This is a genomic window from Acinetobacter psychrotolerans, from assembly GCF_048552595.1.
In the GTDB taxonomy this organism is placed as follows: domain Bacteria; phylum Pseudomonadota; class Gammaproteobacteria; order Pseudomonadales; family Moraxellaceae; genus Acinetobacter.
Genome location: NZ_JBIMDK010000011.1, coordinates 65,619 through 87,876 on the forward strand (window position 1 = coordinate 65,619; position 22,258 = coordinate 87,876).

The 22,258-nt window shown below is 37.6% G+C and carries 16 protein-coding genes and 2 tRNA genes; 9 read left to right on the forward strand and 9 right to left on the reverse strand.

Annotation, left to right across the window (positions count from 1 at the left end; all coding sequences use genetic code 11):
- Positions 1–13: 13 nt before the first annotated feature.
- The 3 genes from ACG94X_RS11040 to ACG94X_RS11050 all read right to left on the reverse strand — a co-directional run bounded on the left by ACG94X_RS11040 (position 14) and on the right by ACG94X_RS11050 (position 1,361).
- On the reverse strand, positions 14–745 hold the full coding sequence (locus ACG94X_RS11040) for a hypothetical protein (RefSeq protein ID WP_419383773.1): 732 nt from the start codon (positions 743–745) through the stop codon (positions 14–16).
- A gap of 443 nt (positions 746–1,188) precedes the next feature.
- Positions 1,189–1,274 (reverse strand) — tRNA-Leu (locus tag ACG94X_RS11045).
- Positions 1,275–1,287: 13 nt separating this feature from the next.
- Positions 1,288–1,361 (reverse strand) — tRNA-Cys (locus tag ACG94X_RS11050).
- Positions 1,362–1,513: 152 nt separating this feature from the next.
- On the opposite strand from ACG94X_RS11050, the gene folD reads away from it, so the two are divergent.
- The gene (gene folD / locus ACG94X_RS11055) at positions 1,514–2,362 is read left to right on the forward strand and encodes a bifunctional methylenetetrahydrofolate dehydrogenase/methenyltetrahydrofolate cyclohydrolase FolD (RefSeq protein ID WP_419383774.1); all 849 of its coding nucleotides are present in this window, start codon (positions 1,514–1,516) and stop codon (positions 2,360–2,362) included.
- 149 nt (positions 2,363–2,511) lie between these two features.
- Positions 2,512–3,180, forward strand: coding sequence for a class I SAM-dependent methyltransferase (locus tag ACG94X_RS11060; protein ID WP_419383775.1), 669 nt, complete (start codon positions 2,512–2,514; stop codon positions 3,178–3,180).
- 147 nt (positions 3,181–3,327) lie between these two features.
- Here the strand turns inward: ACG94X_RS11060 and ACG94X_RS11065 are convergent, their stop codons facing one another.
- Together ACG94X_RS11065 and ACG94X_RS11070 are read right to left on the reverse strand one after the other, a co-directional pair.
- Positions 3,328–3,756 carry a hypothetical protein gene (locus ACG94X_RS11065; protein ID WP_419383776.1) on the reverse strand — a complete coding sequence of 143 codons (429 nt, stop codon included), beginning with the start codon at positions 3,754–3,756 and terminating at the stop codon, positions 3,328–3,330.
- A 147-nt stretch (positions 3,757–3,903) separates the two neighbouring features.
- Positions 3,904–5,223: an MFS transporter gene (locus ACG94X_RS11070; RefSeq protein ID WP_419383777.1), complete on the reverse strand. Its 1,320-nt coding sequence runs from the start codon at positions 5,221–5,223 to the stop codon at positions 3,904–3,906.
- Between the two features lie 457 nt (positions 5,224–5,680).
- On the opposite strand from ACG94X_RS11070, the gene ACG94X_RS11075 reads away from it, so the two are divergent.
- On the forward strand, positions 5,681–6,436 hold the full coding sequence (locus ACG94X_RS11075; RefSeq protein ID WP_419383778.1) for a DeoR/GlpR family DNA-binding transcription regulator: 756 nt from the start codon (positions 5,681–5,683) through the stop codon (positions 6,434–6,436).
- Between the two features lie 130 nt (positions 6,437–6,566).
- Complete coding sequence (gene glpD / locus ACG94X_RS11080) at positions 6,567–8,105, forward strand: glycerol-3-phosphate dehydrogenase (RefSeq protein ID WP_419383779.1); 1,539 nt, start codon at positions 6,567–6,569, stop codon at positions 8,103–8,105.
- A 46-nt stretch (positions 8,106–8,151) separates the two neighbouring features.
- Here the strand turns inward: glpD and ACG94X_RS11085 are convergent, their stop codons facing one another.
- The 3 genes from ACG94X_RS11085 to ACG94X_RS11095 all read right to left on the reverse strand — a co-directional run bounded on the left by ACG94X_RS11085 (position 8,152) and on the right by ACG94X_RS11095 (position 10,831).
- Positions 8,152–8,535: a hypothetical protein gene (locus tag ACG94X_RS11085; RefSeq protein WP_419383780.1), complete on the reverse strand. Its 384-nt coding sequence runs from the start codon at positions 8,533–8,535 to the stop codon at positions 8,152–8,154.
- 201 nt (positions 8,536–8,736) lie between these two features.
- On the reverse strand, positions 8,737–8,886 hold the full coding sequence (locus ACG94X_RS11090) for a hypothetical protein (protein WP_419383781.1): 150 nt from the start codon (positions 8,884–8,886) through the stop codon (positions 8,737–8,739).
- A 112-nt stretch (positions 8,887–8,998) separates the two neighbouring features.
- Positions 8,999–10,831: a phosphoenolpyruvate carboxykinase (GTP) gene (locus ACG94X_RS11095; RefSeq protein WP_419383782.1), complete on the reverse strand. Its 1,833-nt coding sequence runs from the start codon at positions 10,829–10,831 to the stop codon at positions 8,999–9,001.
- 407 nt (positions 10,832–11,238) lie between these two features.
- On the opposite strand from ACG94X_RS11095, the gene ACG94X_RS11100 reads away from it, so the two are divergent.
- The 5 genes from ACG94X_RS11100 to ACG94X_RS11120 all read left to right on the forward strand — a co-directional run bounded on the left by ACG94X_RS11100 (position 11,239) and on the right by ACG94X_RS11120 (position 19,238).
- Positions 11,239–12,177, forward strand: coding sequence for a diacylglycerol/lipid kinase family protein (locus ACG94X_RS11100; RefSeq protein ID WP_419383783.1), 939 nt, complete (start codon positions 11,239–11,241; stop codon positions 12,175–12,177).
- On the forward strand, positions 12,158–12,916 hold the full coding sequence (locus tag ACG94X_RS11105) for a metallophosphoesterase family protein (protein ID WP_419383784.1): 759 nt from the start codon (positions 12,158–12,160) through the stop codon (positions 12,914–12,916). Before ACG94X_RS11100 ends, ACG94X_RS11105 begins: the two co-directional genes overlap by 20 nt.
- 204 nt (positions 12,917–13,120) lie before the next feature.
- The gene (locus tag ACG94X_RS11110; protein WP_419383785.1) at positions 13,121–13,411 is read left to right on the forward strand and encodes a co-chaperone GroES; all 291 of its coding nucleotides are present in this window, start codon (positions 13,121–13,123) and stop codon (positions 13,409–13,411) included.
- An 83-nt stretch (positions 13,412–13,494) separates the two neighbouring features.
- Positions 13,495–15,129 (forward strand): chaperonin GroEL, encoded by a 1,635-nt coding sequence (gene groL / locus ACG94X_RS11115; RefSeq protein WP_419383786.1) that lies wholly within the window; start codon positions 13,495–13,497, stop codon positions 15,127–15,129.
- 239 nt (positions 15,130–15,368) lie between these two features.
- The gene (locus ACG94X_RS11120) at positions 15,369–19,238 is read left to right on the forward strand and encodes a YadA-like family protein (RefSeq protein WP_419383787.1); all 3,870 of its coding nucleotides are present in this window, start codon (positions 15,369–15,371) and stop codon (positions 19,236–19,238) included.
- Between the two features lie 107 nt (positions 19,239–19,345).
- On the opposite strand, the gene ACG94X_RS11125 is transcribed toward ACG94X_RS11120, so the two are convergent.
- The gene (locus ACG94X_RS11125) at positions 19,346–22,057 is read right to left on the reverse strand and encodes a M66 family metalloprotease (RefSeq protein ID WP_419383788.1); all 2,712 of its coding nucleotides are present in this window, start codon (positions 22,055–22,057) and stop codon (positions 19,346–19,348) included.
- Positions 22,058–22,258 lie beyond the last annotated feature (201 nt).

Sequence of the window (22,258 nt, forward strand, 5' to 3'; positions counted from 1 at the left end):
GGATAGGTTTGTCTTACATTAAACTATCCATATATTCGTCTAAATCAATAAATTTATAAGACTTAGACATTTCATTCTCATACTTTAAAAGTTGTAAATGTAATTCTAAATATTGTGTCAATTGCTGCTGCTGGAATTGGTATTTTTCAGAATTCTTAGTATGAAACTTCATTTTAAATTTGGCTTTTTGGGCTTGTTTGTATGCCCAAAAACACATGCGGCGAATTTGTTGTAATTGATAATATTCAGTATCTTTGGTGTTGTCTCTGAATAAATTTTCTTTATAGAATTTTACGAATCCAAAGCTCATCGCAAAGAAAAATAAGACACCTTGCAATAAAATACTCTCGATAAAATAAATATTGAGAGCCTGTAAAATAATAATAATTGCCAGTTTGAATGGTGTGTTATTCACTTGCTGATATAGGTGAATAGAGCTGTGTTTTATCTGATTGATAATAAATGGAACAACCAACATGAAAAAAAGCATGATTATTAATGCAGCAATACCTTTGATTTGGAAAGGATTAAATTGAGTGAAATGTTGTTCAATATAATGTCCCAAACTAAAATAAATGCTACAAAAAATCATAATGGATAAAATCCAAGGAATAAATTCCTTTGCTTCATCTAAAAGCCCTTTGGTTTTAATCTGACTGTAAAATAAAAAATTTCTTTTCAAAGCCAGTGGGTATTTACTTTGTAAATCTTGTAGATACAGGGCGGCTTGTTGAGATTTAATCATATTTAAAATTCAATATCGGTTTTCCAATGCTTTCGTTAGGGCATCAGTGGCGAAAGTTAGAAGTCATACATTGTACGTGCTAATCAGAATTTTGATCAAGACTACAATGCAGTTATCGCATTTTCAATCGTAAATAGAGTGTGTAAGGTGAGGTTTTTAAAGGTGTTCTGCATCAATATAGTTAACGGTAAATTTATTGATCATTCACGTTTTTCATTGAGATAGGGATTATTTATCAAGCATATTATTTTAATCATTAAAAATTTGGCTTTAGTAAGATGTAGATTTAAATTTTTTAGATTGTGGTGAGATGGAAATACTGAAAGGGGTGATGAAATTTTGCTTTATTAAATATAAAGTTCTATTGGTTTTATAAAATTCAGACATAAAAAAACCAGCATATCGCTGGAAATTTTATTGCACCATTTTAAGAAGTATTAAAATGGTGCCCGAGGCCAGACTCGAACTGGCACGCTTTGTGGGCGGGGGATTTTAAATCCCCTGTGTCTACCGATTTCACCACTCGGGCATTTTTAACAAGATGGAGGCGGAGGTCGGAATCGAACCGGCGTACACGGAGTTGCAGTCCGCTGCATGACCACTCTGCCACCCCGCCATGTCTTGTTGATGCGTATATTATCAACCTTTGAAAAAAAAACAATACTATAATTCATGCATATGCACATAAAATCGGCATATAGAATAAAATTGTCTAAATAATCATGTATTATTTGCAAAATTGATTCATATCTACTTTGGAGATGCGCCGTGGCATTAGTTTTAGATGGTCGTGCGTTAGCAAAACAAATTGAAGCTGACTTGTTGTTTCGTGTAGAAGCATTAAAAGCAAAAACAGGTCGTACCCCAATTTTGGCGACTATTTTAGTTGGCGATGATGGTGCATCTGCGACATATGTACGCATGAAAGGCAATGCTTGCCGTCGTGTAGGTATGGATTCTTTAAAAGTGGAATTAGGCAAAGAAACGACAACTGAACAATTATTGGCTGAAATTGAAAAATTGAATGCTAATCCAGATGTTCACGGTATTCTTTTACAACACCCTGTACCAGAACAAATTGATGAACGTGCTTGTTTCGATTCAATTTCTTTAGCAAAAGATGTAGATGGTGTGACTTGTCTTGGTTTTGGTCGTATGGCAATGGGTGAGGCTGCTTATGGTTCTGCGACTCCTGCAGGGATTATGACGATATTAAAAGAATACAACATTGAAATTGCAGGTAAACATGCAGTTGTTGTTGGTCGTTCTGCAATTTTGGGTAAACCAATGGCAATGATGTTGTTGCAAGCCAATGCAACGGTAACGATTTGTCATTCTCGTACGCAGAACCTTGCTGAGCTTGTGAAACAAGCAGATATCGTTGTGGGTGCAGTCGGTAAGGCTGAATTGATTCAAAAAGATTGGATTAAGCAAGGCGCAGTGGTTGTCGATGCTGGTTTCCATCCTCGTGATGGCGGTGGTGTAGGCGACATTCAATTGGTGGGCATTGAAGACGTAGCTTCTGCTTATACACCTGTACCAGGTGGCGTAGGGCCAATGACGATTACCACTTTAATTCGTCAGACTGTTGAAGCTGCCGAAAAAGAATTGGGTTAATTTTTTAATCTTCTTCTGAATCTTCTCTTTAAAAAAGGAGGAAGTAGATCAGAATGAGTAGTATCTTGAACGAGTAATAAGTTTCTTTATTATTCGTTTATATTCAAAAAACTCTTTAGTTAAAAATTGATCACGAAATTAAAAAACCAATGACCTGTACTTTCCAATTTACTAAAGCTCCTGAGCATTTACTAAAAGCTTTACATGACGTTATTCCAACATGTGAATTAATGGCGCAGCAGTTGCCTGAAATGCCTATTTCATTGTGGTTAATTCCGCCAGTATTTCCTACAGATCGCTTGGATGACGAAGTTATACGTCGTATTTGGAATGATACCCCGTACTGGATATTTTGTTGGGCTTCTGGTTTGGCAATGGCACAGTGGCTTTTGGCAGAGCCACATCATGTGAAAGATAAAGTGGTGCTCGATTTTGGCGCAGGTTCGGGCGTTGTTGCGATTGCTGCAAAAATGGCAGGAGCTAAACGAGTGATTTGTTGCGATATAGATCCGATAAGTTTGGATGCTTGTCGTGAAAATGCTTTACTCAATGATGTAGAGCTTGAATATCTAGATGACTTGTATAAAGCCGAACAAGTAGATGTATTGCTTGCAGCCGATGTTTTATATGATCAATCTAATCGTTTTTTCTTAGACGAATTTTTAAAATTTTCTCCAGAGGTGTGGGTCGCAGACAGTCGAGTGAAAAATTTCAGTCATCCTAATTATAAAAAATTAGACGAGCGCAGTGCGACAACTTGGCCAGATTTGGACGAATCTAAAGAGTTTAGAAATGTTAGCTTTTATAAGACGCTATAAATGCTGATTTATTTATTAATAAATTTTAGTTACATGAGTAAGAAAAAGTCTTAAATTTTTATTTTAAAAATAGATAGTACTTAACACTAGGCTAAATCATCGGATAGGGCTAAGTGTTAAGTCAATTAGAAGAACTCAATTATTCAATTAAGAACAGGTATAACGAACTACATGCAGCGTGCTTGGACGTGTTTCTAAGGCTTGGCGAGTTGCATAATCTTCACCATTATTTAGACTAGGGGTATTTGATAGCCCGAAAGAAGTACGACTATGACCAAGTTGAACCCCTGTTTGATCTGTATTGGTCGTTTGTGGATTAATGATTTCATTGACACTCAAAACAGAAATTTTATAGGTTTTATTTACACCTAAAACTTTTTGACACGCGCGCTGTAATTTATCCGAATCTAAATCGCGATCTGCACGACCCGATAAAGTATAGGCAAGTGTTGCTGTATTGCTTGATTGATTTTCAATTTGATAGCCTGTTACACCATTGTATTGTCGTGGTGTAGTCTGACATGCGGCTAAAGCTAAAACGACTAATCCTAAACTTGTAATTTTGATCTTTTTCATCTTTTAAAGTCCTAGCTTTTGAATTGTTTTTAGTATGCCATAGCTTTATTATTTTCACGATGATTGAATTGCTCAAATAAAAACAGCTTTTCTTATTGGTATAAGAAAAGCTGTTTTTATTAATTGGATATGCTTTATTTTTCAGTATCAATCATCTGTAATTAAGCTGTGCTTTTTAGTATCTTTCATAAATACATAAGTGATTAATGATAGACCGATCATGAAAGTAATATAATAGAAAAAGTAGTTTTCATGCCCAGCATTTTTAAAGCTTAAAGCCACTAACTCCGCAGTACCACCAAACAATGTATTGGCAATTGCATAAGGTAATGCAACACCTAATGCACGAATATGCGCAGGGAATAGTTCAGCTTTGACTACGGCGTTAATTGCGGTATAACCCGTTACAATGACCATACCGCTCATACATAACATGAATGCAGTGGTTGGATTAGTGGTAGAGCCTAGACCATTAAAAATTGGAATGGTGAACAGTACACCCAACACACCAAAAGTGATCATAATAGGTTTACGACCAATTTTATCGGACAAAGCACCGACAGCAGGCTGTAATAACATGAATACGAAAATCGCAGCAGTGGTAATTTCAGTAGCTGTGGTTTTTTCAAAGCCTGAAGTATTGACCAAATATTTTTGTAAATATGTTGTGAATGTATTAAACGCTAAAGTACCACCTGCAGTGAGCATGATCACTGTAAATGCTTGTTTAGGGTATTTTGTGAATAGTGCTAAAGCACCAGACTTTTCACCACCATTTTTTGCATGTTCTTGAGCTTGTTTCGAAGACTCAGTTTCAACTAAACCACGACGAATCCAAAATACCACAACTGCCAATAAAGCACCGATCAAGAAGGGAATACGCCATCCCCATTCAGAAAGCTGACCTTCTGTTAAAGTACGTTGTAAAATAATCAACACGCAAAGTGCGAGTAATTGACCTGAAATTAATGTGACATACTGAAAACTGGAGAAGAAACCACGATGGTTTTTACCCGCCATTTCGGTTAAGTAAGTCGCACTTGCGCCATACTCACCACCGACACTCAGACCCTGTAACAAGCGAGCAAACAGTAATAATGCAGGTGCAAGCATGCCGACACTTGCATATGTCGGTGCGCAAGCAATAATCAGTGAACCAACACACATCAGTGAAACAGAGAGGGTTAATCCTGATTTACGACCTTTACGATCTGCATAAATTCCCATGACCCATGCGCCAATTGGACGCATTAGAAAACCAAGTGCAAATACTGCAGCGGCTTGCAGCAGTTTTACAGTGTCATCGCCATCTGGGAAGAATTGCGGTGCAAAATAAAGAGTAAATGCAGCATAGACATACCAGTCGTACCATTCGACTAAGTTACCTGCTGAACCACCGAGTATAGATTTTAAACGAGTTTTTCTATCAAGTTGCGGAGTGGCAACCTGAGGAGATGAATTGGACAAGGCAATTCTCCAAAAGAATATGAAAAACATAGTCTGTTTAATTTTCATTTTGGATGAAAATCTAAGTAGAAAAATCAAACAGAGAGAATTTCAGCAAGTGCTGTAGGGAGATACAAATAATTACGAAGACCGTTATACGCTTGTATGAATGTGTACTTTATTAGACTTTAGTCGAGTTGGTTTTGAGTTAATATGCTTTCAATAAAATTAAGAATGTCTAAAATAAAGAATAATTTTTTTAAAACAATTGGTTAGTTTTAAATACTTAATTATTTACGATGATGAAAGCTAAAGTTGTGGGTTGATTTTCAAAGGTTTAAATGTATGAAAAATACACGCATGATTTTAAATATTTATGAATAATGAGGATTGGTGTTAGGTGAATGATAAGAAGACATGATATTTATATATGTTAGAATTTTCGTTTTCGAAAATAAAACAAAATGGTTTTACATTTATGAGCTTGATGATTCGTCAGCAACAGACTTTAGAACTGGTCAAAGAACGTGGTTATATCAGTATTGAAGAATTGGCACAGTATTTTTCTGTGACTCCGCAAACAGTACGTCGTGATATCAATCAATTGGCAGACCATGGGCTTTTACGCAGATATCATGGTGGCGCAGCGATTGATTCGAGTGTGTCTAACACAGATTATAGTATGCGTATTGATCATAATTTTGAAGAAAAACAAAAGATTGCCAAAGCCGTTGCGGAGGCTGTACCAGACCATGCTTCTATATTTATTAATATTGGTACAACAACCGAAGCGATTGCACATGCACTTTTGAATCATCAAGGCTTAAAAGTGATTACCAATAATTTGAATGTCGCAAAAATTCTCAGTGTGAAAGATGATTTTGAAGTTTTGATTGCGAGTGGAAAAGTTCGTCCAGACGGTGGTGTGATTGGGCAAGCAACTTCAGAATTTTTTAAGCAGTTTAAAGTGGATTATGCGTTAATTGGTATTAGTGGAATTGATGGTGAAGGTACATTATTAGATTTTGACTTTCAGGAAGTCTCTGTTTCACGAGAAATTATTGCAGGTGCACGACATGTTTTTCTTGCAGCAGATCATAGCAAGTTTGGTCGTCATGCCATGATGCGTTTAGGGCATTTAACAGATATTGAACGTCTTTATACCAATATAAAACCAAGTGATAATTTTATACATAAGATGAAAGAATCAGATGTAACATTAATCATTGCCTAAAAATACGATATTGAAAACTCGAAAAATTGGCTTTATGAAAATGTAAATTGATCACTTTTTGATAGACAGGTGGTCAAATATTGATTATTATTTTCTTAATCGAAAATAAACGAAAATATATATTCAAAAGGTGTCTGTAATGAATCAAACTCACGAACAACTCACTTGTTATGATATCGCTGTGATTGGCGGTGGTATTAATGGTGTGGGAATTGCAAATGATGCAGTTGGTCGTGGGCTTTCTGTGTTCTTATGTGAAAAAGATGATTTAGCCAGTCATACATCTTCTGCAAGTAGCAAGTTGATACATGGTGGTTTACGTTATTTAGAACATAAAGAATTTCGTTTGGTTCGTGAAGCACTTGCAGAACGTGAAGTATTATTATCTAAAGCACCACATATTATCCGTCCAATGCGTTTTATCATGCCACATCAACCGCATTTACGACCAGCTTGGCTCATTCGTACAGGGTTGTTCTTTTATGATCATTTAGGGAAAAGAGAAAAGCTAGCAGGTTCGAATTTGGTTCAATTCGTACCTGAAACCAGTCCGTTAAAAGATCAGATTACTCGTGGGTTTGAATATTCTGATTGCGCAGTAGATGATTCACGCTTAGTTATACTCAATGCGATGCAAGCTCATGAAAATGGTGCAAAAATTGTGACACAAACACGTTGTGTTTCTGCGCGCAGAGAAAATGGGATATGGATTGTTCAATTAGAAAATGAGCAAGGGGTTTATCAAATTCAAGCCAAAGTTTTGGTGAATGCAGCAGGTCCTTGGGTAGCGAAATTCATTAAACAAGATTTAAAATTGAAATCTCAATATGGCATTCGCTTGATTCAAGGTAGTCATATTATTGTGCCGAAAATTTATGAAGGTGATAAAGCTTTCATTATGCAAAATGATGATCAGCGTATTGTATTTGCAATCCCATATTTAACTAAATACACCATGATTGGTACGACAGATCGTGAATACGATGGTGATCCGAACCACGTTGAAATAACTCAACAAGAAATTGAATATCTGTTAGATATTTCGAATGATCATTTTAAAACACAATTGATTCAAGATGATATTGTGCAAACTTTTTCAGGTGCCCGTCCGTTGTGTGATGATGAGTCGGATAATCCAGCGGTAATTACCCGAGATTACACCTTATCTTTATCGCAAGATCATGAAAGTGATGCACCTTTGTTGTCTGTCTTTGGTGGAAAATTAACGACTTATCGTAAACTTGCTGAATCTGCAATGGATCATCTGAAAAAGTTTTTTCCTGAACTTGGAGCATCTTGGACAGAGAAAGCATTATTACCTGGTGCAGAAAATTTGGATTCTGTGGAAAGTCTCATAGCTGAAATTCAACATAAGATCAAAGGGTGCGATGCTGAGACTGCGAATCGTTGGGCACATGCTTTTGGTAATCGTGTATGGAAATTCTTAAATCATTCAACTTCTATGCATGAGTTAGGGCAGAATTTTGGACATGGTTTATATGCGCAGGAAATAGATTACGTGGTTGATCAAGAGTGGGCACAGACCAGTCAAGATATTTTAAAGCGTCGTACCAAGTTGTATTTACAGTTCTCTGATGTTGAAATTCAAGCTCTGGACGAGTATTTGGTTGGCTTGCATGAGCGCAGATTGCAAAAAAATGTGGCGTAAACTATAAAAGGGTCAAAACTTTCCCCTTTTTATGTGGTTAAGCAAATTAAGTCCAATCAAAGGTAAATAAAACACGTTTAGTTTCAGGTTGGTAATACATCAAAATATCATCTGCACCACTTGTACAATATTGCCATCCTGACGCACAGGCTATGAAGTAATAACGATGTCCTTGTTTATCATAAACATGAACCTCCTCATTGTCGGGTTTTTGATCTATAAATTGCAAATCGAAATATTGATTTAATGGTGTAATATAATTACTGACACCAAATTCACCACCGATCCAATTTAAAAGCATACTAGGATTTTCCTGACGAAATTTCGGATCGAACTCCAAATCAGATGTGGAAATGATTTCTCTTGTTTCTTTAAAACGGGCTTTCACTTCTAAAAAATCTTTGTGTATTTTTTCGCTATGTGGTTGCATTTGGTTAAAGCAAATTTCTGCATGATTTTCATTTTCAAGAATAAAATAGTGTTTTTCACCGAACCATTGATAAAGATTGTTTATGTCGAGTTGTAAAATGAAAAAGTTTTCACCAGCGAATTCATTGTGAAACTCTTCAGTATATGATCCGATATAACAATCATGCGGTTCTATTGGATTGATTAAATGAATTTTGCCTTGCTATTCTGGGTTGACTGCAGATAAATCAATTGAAATAAGTGGAAGCATGTGATTTGCGAGAAAGGCACTATCAGGAGCGAAAACATCTTCATTATCAGGTAATAAAGTTAGGTAGGGTTGTGCTGTTGTAATATTTTGAATTTGCTTCATTGTAATTTTTTAAATATTTTCATTCGTATTATTAAAGCATAAAAAGACCGCACAAAGCGGTCTTTTTATATTTCTCATAATCCCTCTTTTAAAAGAGGGACATAAAGGCGAATTAAGCAGATTTTTTAACAGCAGCAATTAACTCAGCTTGACGAGCTTTAAGTGCAGCAGGTAAGCGCTCACCAAGTTTATTAAATAACTCAGTGTGGCTTTCAAGTTCTTTAATCCACTGGTCTTTGTCTTGTGAAGTCACAAGATCAAATTGTGCTTTAGTGAAGTCGGAACCTGTCCAGTTTAATTGTTCGTAAGTTGGAACTAAGCCAATTGGTGTTTCAGTTGCTTCAGCACGACCTTCACAACGGTCAATCATCCACTCAAGAACACGCATGTTTTGACCGAAACCAGGCCATACGAAGTTACCTTCAGCATCACGACGGAACCAGTTTACATTGAATATTTTCGGAAGTTTGTTACCCGCAGCTTCAGCTTTAGTAGCAACTTGTTCGCCAAGTTCTAACCAATGGCTAAAGTAGTCAGCCATGTTATAACCAGCAAATGGAAGCATAGCAAATGGGTCACGGCGAACGATACCTTGTTGGCCTACAGCCGCCGCAGTTGTTTCAGAACCCATTGTTGACGCTTTATAAACGCCATCAATCCAGTCAAATGCTTCAGAAACTAAAGGAACTGTGTCTGCACGGCGACCACCAAAGATGAACGCAGAAATTGGAACGCCTGCTGGATTTTCCCAGTCAGCGTCAATAGAAGGGCATTGACCAGCAGCAACGGTGAAACGTGCATTTGGATGAGCTGCTTTTTCACCAGCAACGTGCGGTTGACCTTTCCAGTTGGTCAGGTTAGCAGGAGCTTCTTTAGTTAGACCTTCCCACCAAACTTCACCGTTATCAGTTACAGCAACGTTTGTATAGATTACATCTTTAGTCAATGTCGCCATACAGTTCGGGTTAGTTTTAATATTTGTACCCGGTGCTACACCAAAGAAACCTGCTTCAGGGTTAATTGCATATAAGCGACCGTCTTCACCTGGTTTGATCCAAGCAATATCGTCACCTACAGTTTCAATTTTCCAACCTTCATAACCTACTGGTGGAATCAACATAGCGAAGTTGGTTTTACCACAAGCAGATGGGAAGGCAGCAGCGATGTAGTGTTTTTCACCACGTGGATTCGTCACGCCAAGGATAAGCATGTGTTCTGCTAACCAACCTTGTTGACGACCCATAGAAGATGCAATACGTAAAGCTAGACATTTTTTACCAAGCAATGCGTTACCGCCGTAACCAGAACCGTAAGACCAGATCTCACGAGTTTCTGGGTAATGCACAATATATTTTTCTGGGTTGCAAGGCCAAGCAACGTCTTTTTGACCTGCGGTAAGTGGCGCACCCACAGTATGTACGCAAGGGATATATTCGCCATCTGTACCAAGTACATCGTAAACAGCTTTGCCCATACGAGCCATTTTACGCATGCTAACAGCAACATAAGGCGAGTCAGTAATTTCGATACCGATATGTGCAATATGAGAACCTAAAGGACCCATAGAGAATGGAACAACGTACATTGTACGACCTTCCATTGCGCCTTCGAACAAGCCGCTTAGGCGAGTACGCATTTCAGCTGGAGCTTCCCAGTTGTTCGTCGCACCAGCATCTTCTTGTTTTTCAGAACAGATGTATGTACGACCTTCAACACGGGCTACGTCAGATGGATCAGAATTGGCTAAATAAGAACCAGGATGTTTTTCTTGGTTTAAAGCTTGCATGGTGCCGTTAGCAATCATCAGGTCGATATAACGCTGATTTTCTTCTTCGCTACCGTCACACCATTCAATTTTTGCAGGTTTAGTTAATTTAGCAATTTCTTCAACCCATGCAATGAGCTTAGGATGACGAACGAATTCTGGTGCGTTCACTTGGGTCATGGTGAGGCCTATCTTAAATGTGTACAATTTCTTGTACAAATAATAATCTAAATGAAGCGATACAACACTTAGATTTAAGTGTGAAAAAAAGTGGCTGTATTAAAGCATATATTCATTAAAAAAATAAGACTAAAGGCGTAAAAGATACTAAATGTAATACTTTAAATAAGGTGCTGATTTTTAATGTTTAAATGTTCTATATTTACCATATTTAGTGGTATTTTTATCTATGATGTGCAGTATTTTTATTTTAAATAATAATGATTTACAATGGGTTGAAGCGGTATTGTACGTCGAATTAATCATTGATTTAATAAATGGTGTTAATTCGAATTTTACATAAAGGTGCTTTTATTTGTTTAGAAAATGGACGAGATTAAAGTGAATACTTCCAAATAATCAAGCTTATGCGTAAAGATCTTAAACCACTTTCTATAATTTACAATGAGAAATCGGGTTTTCATGCCAATAAAAAAGAGGCTATTTATGAGCAATTGATGACAATTTGGACGGCACATGGTTTTGAAATTCAAGTTTTTGATATTTCCTCTGAACTGAATATTCAATGTCTAATGAAAAAAGTTTTAGATCGGCATCAGCAATATGACCAGCAGGGTGTGATTGTTGCAGCAGGAGGTGATGGCACGTTAAACGCTGTAGCATCTCAAATGTTGCATCAAAGTATTCCAATGGGCATTTTACCTTTAGGCACGTTTAATTATGTCGCAAGAGTCCTTAATATTCCTTTAGATATTCTTGAAGCTGCGCAAGTGGTTGCAACGGGAGAGCCTAGAGCCTCGCATGTGGCGTGTATTAATGATTACATTTATTTAAACAATGCCAGTCTCGGTTTGTATCCTTTATTTATCAAAAAACGTGAAGAATATAATCGTAAATTTGGGCGCTTCCCTTTAAATGCCTATACGTCTGGTTTGGATGTTTTAATCCGTGATCGTAAAGAATTAAAATTAGAAGTAGAAGTCGATGGGAAAAAATATCCAGTAAAAACACCTTTAATTTTCTTTGGAAATAATCAACTACAACTCAAAGAGATGAAGCTTAAAATTGCAAAATGTGCAGAAGTCGGTGAAATAGCAGGGGTCGTGATTGCTAAAGGAGACAAAGCCACATTATTCAAAACATTATTTCAAACGATTCGTGGCAAATTAGAAAAGGCATCTGATGTGTATAGTTTTGGTGCGCAAAGCGTCATTGTTTATTCTAAAAAGCCTACACTGACTGTCGCTATTGATGGTGAAATTGTGTCTATGAATACACCATTAAAACTTCATGTCGAAAAAAAGGCTTTAAATATTATGGTGCCACATGCTGCTGCATCTGTCTGATTTACACTTTGGTACGGAGCGTCCAGAATGCATTCAAGCCATTCAAAAATTTTGTGCCGAACATAAACCTGAAATTGTGGTTGTGAGTGGGGATCTAACGCAGCGAGCTAAATTTAAAGAATTTTTAGCATGTCGACAATTTTTGGATGGTTTGAAAATCCCTTATTTTGTTGTACCTGGTAATCATGATATTCCTTTGTATCAAGTATGGAATCGACTCTTTAGACCTTTTATTCTGTATCAACTCTTTTTTGGTAGTTTGGAAAATACGTTAGCAACTGAGCATTTTTATTTGATCGGCATGAATAGTATTCGTCGTCGTTACCATACTCGTGGGCATATTTCTTTTGAACAAATTAACAAGGTCAATCAATTACTTGTCGATGCACCTGTTGGAAAACTAAAAATTATTGTCAGTCATCAACCTTTTTATACTTCCAGTGAAGATCACCATTTAAAAGATTGTCCTGCTTTGGGCAAATTCGCCATTAAAGAATGGGGGCAGCAGCAACTGTATGCTTTATTGCATGGGCATTTACATTTAGTTGCTGTTTATGATTTGAATCAAGCGTTTGCTTTAAATTTGAATCATCCTGTTTATGAGGTTCATGCAGGCACGGCAATTTCAAAACGCTTGCATAGAAATATACCGAATAGTTTTAATGTGATCGATAATAACGGTTCTGTTGAGCATTATTTTTATGATGAACAGTTAAAAAGTTTTATTGCCAAAGCATAATGCAATGATTCCCTTGGTTCTGAGATAGGGTTGAGTGAGTGAAAATAATACAAATTTGCAAAATATTTTTACGTTTCCCCCTTGAAGCGTTTATTTCCATCCCCACAAATGTCACATACAAATATTTTGTTGATGACCTAGGAAATAAGAAGTCATCTTCACTGAGCAATCAATGACATTCTTCAAATGTCTATGGAGTTTTAAATGAGCAAGATTCGTCCTTTACATGACAACGTTGTAATTCGCCGTGTTGAAAAAGAAACTAAAACTGCAGGTGGTTTAATTTTAAGTACCTCTGCGGCTGAGCAACCAGCTCAAGGTGAAATTCTTGCCGTTGGTAATGGCAAAGTAACTGACAATGGCGTACGCGCATTAGATGTTAAAGTTGGCGATAACGTATTATTTGGTGCTTACGCTGGAACTAAAATCAAAGTAGATGGCGAAGAACTTCTTGTCATGAAAGAGTCTGATATTTTAGCGGTTCTTGAAGGTTAATTCGGAACATCATTCTGCATTTATCTATAGATAATGACGCAGAAATAAAATTGATTAAAATTTAAGAATATTTGGAGTTTAGTATGTCAGCTAAAGATGTAAAATTTGGTGATTCAGCTCGTTCAAAAATGATCGCTGGTGTAAATACCCTTGCAGATGCTGTAAAAGTAACTTTAGGTCCTAAAGGTCGTAATGTTGTTATTGACCGTTCTTTCGGTGCGCCACACATCACTAAAGATGGTGTAACTGTTGCGAAAGAAATTGTGCTTAAAGATAAATTTGAGAACATGGGCGCGCAATTGGTACGTGAAGTATCTTCTAAAACCAATGATATCGCTGGTGATGGTACAACGACCGCAACTGTTTTGGCTCAAGCAATTCTAAATGAAGGTATCAAATCTGTCACTGCGGGTATGAACCCAATGGATTTGAAACGTGGTATCGATCTTGCTGTTAAAGCTATTGTTGCTGAAATTAAAGCAACTGCAAAACCTGCATCTGATACCAAAGCAATTGAGCAAGTAGGTTCAATCTCTGCTAACTCTGATGAAACTGTAGGTAAACTCATTGCTCAAGCAATGGAACGCGTTGGTAAAGAAGGCGTGATTACAGTTGAAGAAGGTTCAGGCTTTGAAGATGCGCTTGACGTTGTGGAAGGTATGCAGTTTGACCGTGGTTATATTAGCCCGTACTTCGCAAACAAACCAGAAACCTTAACTGCTGAACTTGAAAATCCGTTCATTCTGCTTGTTGATAAAAAAATCGGCAATATCCGTGAATTGATTACAGTGCTTGAAGCTGTTGCTAAAACAGGTAAACCGCTTCTTATCATCGCTGAAGATGTTGAAGGCGAAGCGCTTGCTACGCTTGTTGTAAATAACATGCGCGGTATTATCAAAGTTTGTGCTGTTAAAGCCCCTGGTTTTGGTGACCGTCGTAAAGCAATGCTTCAAGATATCGCAATCTTGACAGGTGCAACGGTTATTTCTGAAGAAGTAGGTATGTCTTTAGAAACTGCAGCATTACAAGATTTAGGTACAGCGCATAAAATCACTGTTTCTAAAGAAAACACTGTGATTGTTGATGGTGCAGGCGATGCAGCTCAAATTGCTGAACGTGTAACTCAAATTCGCGCGCAAATTGAAGAATCGACTTCTGAATACGATAAAGAAAAACTTCAAGAACGTGTTGCTAAATTGGCAGGCGGTGTTGCTGTCATCAAAATTGGTGCTGCGACTGAAGTTGAAATGAAAGAGAAGAAAGACCGTGTTGATGATGCACTTCATGCAACTCGTGCTGCGGTAGAAGAAGGTGTTGTTGCCGGTGGTGGTGTTGCACTTGTTCGTGCTGCTTCTGCGCTTGACGGTGTAACAGGTGTAAATGATGACCAAAATGTAGGTATTAACATTTTACGTCGTGCTATTGAAGCACCACTTCGTCAGATCGTTGCAAATGCAGGCGATGAGCCATCTGTTGTGATCAACGCTGTGAAAAACGGTGAAGGTAACTTCGGCTATAACGCTGCAACTTCTGTGTATGGTGATATGCTTGAAATGGGTATTCTTGACCCAGCTAAAGTAACTCGTTCTGCACTTGAACATGCTGCTTCTGTTGCAGGTTTAATGTTGACGACTGAATGTATGATTACAGACATGCCAGAAGATAAAGCTGCTATGCCAGATATGGGCGGCATGGGTGGTATGGGCGGAATGATGTAAGTCATTCTGATCATCCGATCTGAAAAATCCCCGCTTTGAGCGGGGATTTTTTATGGTTGAAATTAGAACATTTAATAAAAAATAGAATTATGATAGATTTATTGTTAATTTGTGTTAAATAATAAATAAGGTGAATTAATAATAATTAGATAGGAACTGGTTGAAATCTTTCTAATATTTAGTAAATTCAATGAATTAGTAGCTTAAAAACACATATAAAATAAAGTAGGGTAATAAAAATGCAGTTTAAACAAAAAGTACTTATTATCGCATTAATAGCAGCGGCTGGCTCGACATATGCAGATATTAACTATCGTTGGACATCAGATCCAGTATTGGGAAGTTATTATCAACAGACCAATGGAGAGAGCAGTTATCAGGTTAGCCCAGACGGCCTGGTCAGGGAAAGTCACAGTATTAACGATTCGTTATATTCAAATGACATTGTTACGAGTACTGCAAAGGCTAAAGTTGGTCAGATTACGAGTCAGGGGCAGAGCTATCAGCAATATGCTTATGATGAAACAAGACGTGCTGCTGTGAATGAAAGCTATAATTATTCATCTGACAAAGCTGCTGCGGATGAGTTGACGCATCGTGAAAGTTTGTATAGCGCAGAATACAGTACAGGCAATGTGACTCGTCAGGCAAATATGACTGTTCGACTGGATTCAACAGGGAAGGAAATCGCTAATTCCGAACAACGTACAACTGATACGTTATTTAATTTCAGTGCAGATGACCTTACCAAAGTGAAAGGTGCAAATTCATCGTCTAACAGTAGTTATCAATCTAATATTCGTTATGCTGCTGATCAGGCATTGGATACAGTAAATATCTCTAAAAACCAGAATAGTAATTATTCTAGTGTTCAGAAACTGGATGCATCTGGGCAGGTAGTTTTAGAGAATGGTCAACCTGTTTATATTGCCAATGGTCAGGACTATCAAAACCAGTCTAAAAGTAGTGTGTATAAAACTGCACTGAATGCCGATGGAAAAACGGTGAGTCGGGATATAGGGCATATCGTCAATAGATTGGATGAGTCATCAGAGCGGAATAGCACAAATGTGGATTATGCGAGAGATGAACAGGGTAAAGTTATAGGAATACTGTTATCTGCCGATAAAAAATATTTGGCTAAAGAATCGACAGTCGGTACTGAGAAAGTGACATCATCCAGTCAACAAATGATCAATGATGATTTGGCTGCAGTTAAGGAGTTTCGAAACAGCCAAAATATGAATAATTCTGAAAAGGTGTCGGTATGGGATGGATTTTCTTACAAAAATCAGTCATCTAATGAGAATTCTTATACCAAATATCAAGATGGTGCTTCTACACAGGGTACTGAAAAATTACAGAAAAATATCGAGTCCAGTACAGATCGGGTATTCAAAAAGGATCAGCAAAATGCACTGATCTTGGACGGTAATAATCAGCCTCAGGTAGCATATACAACCATTAAAAAATCATCAGATGAAACCTATATATCAGATTATCAGCCCTCACATTACACATCTGGAAGTAAACAAGGGCAGGATTTCACTATACTCGATAATGGGCAAAATAGCCGTAGTGTAAATGCCTCTACTCAAAAAATTCAGGCTAAAGCGACATCTTCTGAAACCAAAAAATATGCGGATGGGTTTATTGCTACAGCAAATAGCGATGTGCAAATGAATACAACATATCAGCGCAGTTTGCAGGAAAATATAGAAGTGAATCGACAACTTGACCGTAAGTTAAATTTGGACTCGCTTCAGTTGACTACTCGTACTGTATCTACAGAAAATTCTGATACAGCTCCAGTTTATAAAGCGGGAAGTGTCCATACTACAATCAGTAATGATCCTAACTCATGGTCAGGTTTTAATGTAAATGCTGGACAGAATATTGAACAAAGTCTAGTTCGTTCGTGGGTCGATGAGAAAGGGATTCAAAGATATTATGCCGTGCTAGGTACCGATATGAATGGTAAGGAAATTCGTAGCGAAGTCAGCTTACAAAAGCCAGCAGGGCAGAATAAGAATATTGAGCTAGACACGATCAGCACCAATAAACGCAGTGAAAATGCACAGGAAAATGTGAACTTTGGTCAGGAGGTTGCTTATAATTTTTTAGAGAGTGAAAAAACTCAAAGCTCAGAAACTTCCAAAGATAACGGTGCGCTTTATCAAAGCAATAGTACAGAAAAGGATCGGTCAGTAAAATTATATTCTGCTGGTATGAATGCATTGGATCGTGAAGTACAGCAGTCTTATAAAAATACAGGTATGGGTACAGAACTTATTTTAAATGATCAGGGACATGTTGCTGTTAAAGCGACACATTTTTCAGATTCCGCAGGTCAATCTTCATTACTACAATACCAGCAAAATCAAGAAAAGGTGTGGAGCTCATCGAATGAGACGTCTTCCACACTTAAATCGCTTGATGCGAATGGACAGATTCAGCGCTACGAGAATAGCAATGACAAAAAAAACATCACACAATATACATTAGGCAAAAATGAGCTAGATCGTACTTATAGCGGTAACTCAAGTCATATGGAGCAAAACAAACAGACAGTGACCGTAAAAACGCCAAATTATGGGGTGGATGAGCAAGGAATTGCATTGTCCACCACAGGTGGAGTTCTGGCGATTGATGAGACAGGACAGCAAGTTAAAAGTACTCAAAATGTAAAATCAACAGTCAGTGATGTTGTTAGTCAGTCTGCTTCAGATCATAAGGTCGATGAAAAAGTTTATCAGTCTGGTGCAATGGCGTATCAAAAATCTGAACAATTGAATATGAGTCAGCAATATCAGTATGCCGATGGCTATGTAGAAAAGACAGATGTTCAATCATCTCAAGAGGTGAAGCTTTATAATCATGACATGAGCGATAAATATAGAGATGCAGCGTCTTATTATATAAAGACAGCTAATGGTCAGGTTACAGATTTCAATGAAGCGGGTGAACAGTTAATTACAGGGACTTTGGAGACGTCATTGTCTGATAAAACGACAGCCATTGATTATCAACAGGGCAAAAATTTATTATTGAGTTCAAAAAATTCTATTTCTGAAGGCTCATCAAAACAGGTGACTCTGGATAGTGTAGAAGAAAGGAAGGTAAGTCTGGCGAATGATCAACTTATTTATCAGGCAGATCAAAAAATTGCCAATGAAAATACTACTTTGAGTCGTACAGAAGAAAAAGTGAGTCATACTGATCAGACGGGTTATACCTATGCAACATCAGGCTATTCCAAAGATACAGTTAATAATACGAAAATGGGATTACTGGCTTCACAGGATATATATTCTGTGAATAAAAGTGAAAATACTGAAAGTTTAAAATCAACGGCGAATGGAAAAGCTATTGATTCCACGATTATCCGTGGTGCTGAAACAGTCAATCGGACTGATCACAGTCAGGAGTTCAAACGCTATGGTTCGGAACTTGGTTTAAATAGTGATGGAAGCAGTGTTTCATTTTCAAAAACTGTAATAGGTGTACAGGATAAATTTGGCTTAAATGAGTCTACAAGTGCCTCGCAAAGTAAAACAGAGATGTCTAAAGATGGGAGCGCCAGTACGATTGCAAATACACGCGTGGATAACATTACAGGGTTAACACTGACGCAAGAGAATAGTGGAAAAACATTATCTGGGCAGGAAACTAAATTCAGCACTTCAACGACGATTAAAGCTGGAGAAATTGCCACTGGGAATGTGAAACTGACCGAAAACGGTGTAAATGCGGGTGGGAAGGTTATTTCAAATGTTGCAAATGGAGTTGCTGATTCTGATGCTGTGAATATGGGACAGATGAAATCGTATAGCGCAGATTTAAACCGTCGGTTCGATGATTTTGAAGCGGTGGCTTATCGCGGTATAGCCATTTCACTAGCAGCACAGCAACCAGTGCCAAATATGCGTCCAGGTCAGGTCGCTGTATTCGGTGGAATGGGGCATTATGAAGGTCAGTCGGCCGGTGCATTGGGGGTCACAAGTGTGCTTGAGGATGGGCGTACATCATTCAGTGGCGCATTTGGTGTTGCAGGTGGTGGTGAACTTGGTGGACGTGTAGGTATTTCCTATGTATTTGGTGGAAAATAAGACTGAGTTAAGAAATTAATAGCAGTAAAAAATCAGATTATTGAACAACCAAATCTTTGTATCAGAATGAATATATTAAATTTTCATTCTGATACGGTTGTTAAGAATTATGGTGAACTTAGCGCTTGAACTAAAATTGGTAAATTTTGTCCAGTTGCTGCTGCAAGAATAAAGTTTTGACTTGGTTTCGTGACCGTCCATTTTTGGTTATTGCCTGAGCCACAGCTGTACGTGGTTAATGTACCACGTCCATCAGGACTTGGTGCCCAACCACCGCTTAGGTCTAAACAACTATTATTTTGACGGAATTGCTGAGTAGTACCCGTAATAGGCGCTGCCCAAATTTGATTATTTATACTGTTATTACACTGTGCCAATGTAGAACCTGATAAACATAATTCAGGGTATTGAACACTATGGATTTTACCAACCGCATCATATACCCATAGCGTAGAAGGATTATTCGTACAACCATTTTTACCGCTGATAAATACACTAGGCTTACCTGTACTACTTGAAAGTTCAGTTTTAAGACAAGCTGAATTCATATTTGGCATAACAAACATACTTGCATCTGCCATTGGATTGGTATTTGCAAAACCAAGATTGTTCACAAAGCTTTTTAATGCTGCATTTACGGCAGAACCATTTTTTGTTAAATCTGTGCGATAAACATTTACCCAACGATTTATACGATAAAGTTGTTCTTCTTGTGTATTCAAGCGCTCAAGTTCTACCCGTGCAGGTGCAGAAAATTCATTTTTAAAGCCACGATAAGCTTCATAAAGAACTTTATTTTCTGGAGATAAACTTGCGATAAACTTGCCTTGATTATTGAGTAAAGCTTGTTCTAATTGTGGTAATTCTACTTTACGTAATGCAGAAAAACCTTGTTCTTTTCCGATGATAACGGCCGCAGGTAAAGGTGTTGAATAAATAGGAATATCAATTTCAGACAACTTAACGGCTTGAGCACCTGCTTGTTTACAGTATAAATCGACATGTTTGGGATTATCGCTTTGAGCAATATTGATGTGCAATTTATTTGTATTACTTCCCATGCGAGTAGGGGCTAAAGCAATATTTTGCATCGCTTTATTTGCAAATGTGACTTGCGCCCAACAGCTTGCATTATTGGTTGCTAAATCTGCTTGAGCTAAGTTAAATACGTTCCCCCAATTTCCTCGCGCAGCAGGATAAAGCAAGCCGACATTGGCAACTGGGTCATAACCGCCAAGAATTGTAAATACAGGAACACCAGATTGGACAGGTTTTAAATAGTTACCATTGGCACTGTTGTACCAAACTTGTGATGACGATGGAACTTTAGGTTGCACCACTTCCATTTGGCGAGTCTCGGTATTCCATTGTTTGTAGCCAGTAGGTGAATTTGCATCCCATACTGGGCGGTTAAAGGCAGGTTGAATTTTCTGCTGAGTGCTGTATCCCGTGTAATGCGTATAATGTGATAATGAGCTTGAGTAATTTCCTCCAGACATTGCATCAGTGGAATAAATATAGTTATTTTTGAAAATTGGTGTGCCATTTAAGCGATTATTTGTATCAGTTACATTCCAGTTTAAATTACCACGCATACGATTCCGGTAAGCAATATAACCCCAACCACTGTCATTATGATGTGCAGCTAAGAAATAATTCTCGCCATTTTGCCCTGGATAATGTCCTAGACCGTAATGGTGACCGATCTCATGACTAAATTCATTACCGACTGAATCAATCAGGGTCAAAATACCATTACCACCACTGAGTCCATGATCTGCATCACCATTTTGGTATTTACCACGTGCATGGTGGATGACAACACTTTGAGTTAATTGTGGCTGTTGTTGACTTGCCATACCTGCACTAGTGACACCCCAGTTTGCAAGATTAATACCTGTGCTAAAGGTAGATTTAGCTGTATTTTCTCGCATATCTCCACTGTAAACATCACCATCTGTGCTACTTGCTGTATCGTAAATGACACCACTCGCAACCATGACTTTATTCAGCACCATATCGTCATATTTACTAACCATAATTCGTGCTGCTGGAATTGTTTGTAAGTAGTCTGTACCAGCTTTTTCTGGTTCATTGAGAAAGTAGTATTGACCTGTTGGTGGGGTAGTCAGTAGGCCAAGGCGAATGGATTGAACCAGTAATTCTCCCGGTGGAGCAAAATCGATTGTTGCAGCTGCGAGGCGACCATTGAGTCGAGAAGTAGGATCGACAATACGAATATTTAAACCTGGTTTAACTTCATCCCAATTTAAAGCTGCTGTCCACGCTTGCTTAGAGTATTGAACACGAGGACGGTTATCACTATTACTTTGATCAGATAGTGGAATTTTTGTCGGTTCTTGCAATGCAACACGACGGATGAGGCGACTGTTTAAATAAATTTCTGCATTGAGTTGTTCGAGATTGCCCATTGCCTCTGTAGGCGTAACCAAAAGTAAGGCATCTTTTTCACTTGTTAAACGAGGCATCATTTTTGCCTCATTCCCATTTGGATCGACAGTATGACTTTGTGCAAATTGAATCATTGCAGCAAAGTTACCTGTTAAATCATTACGAATAGCACGCGTATTACCTTGTAAGTCTTCATCATAAAACCCTAAGGTATTGTCATTGAAAATATCTTTAGTGGGTTCTGGATACCCTGCATTTAACATGTTTGCTTGAGGAGGTTGAGCCGTGCTTGTTAATTCGGCATTATTATTGCTTGCTTCTCGAGAGCTTTCTCCGCAAGCAGATAATAATGCAGCAGAGATGCATAAACATAAAGTGCTTATTGAGGTTTTTGTCACAATTTCCATATTAAAATTGACCAAATTAATAAAATTTAAAATAAAATAATATATTAACCATATTATTTTGAGCTATTTAAATAATATATATTAAATGCGCTTGTTTCGTATATGTGTGATTATTTGGCATTGTGTGATGCTGTTGTTGTTTGCTTTGTAAATATTGATTCTATATGTATTTATACTGGATGTATTTTAATAAAAATATAA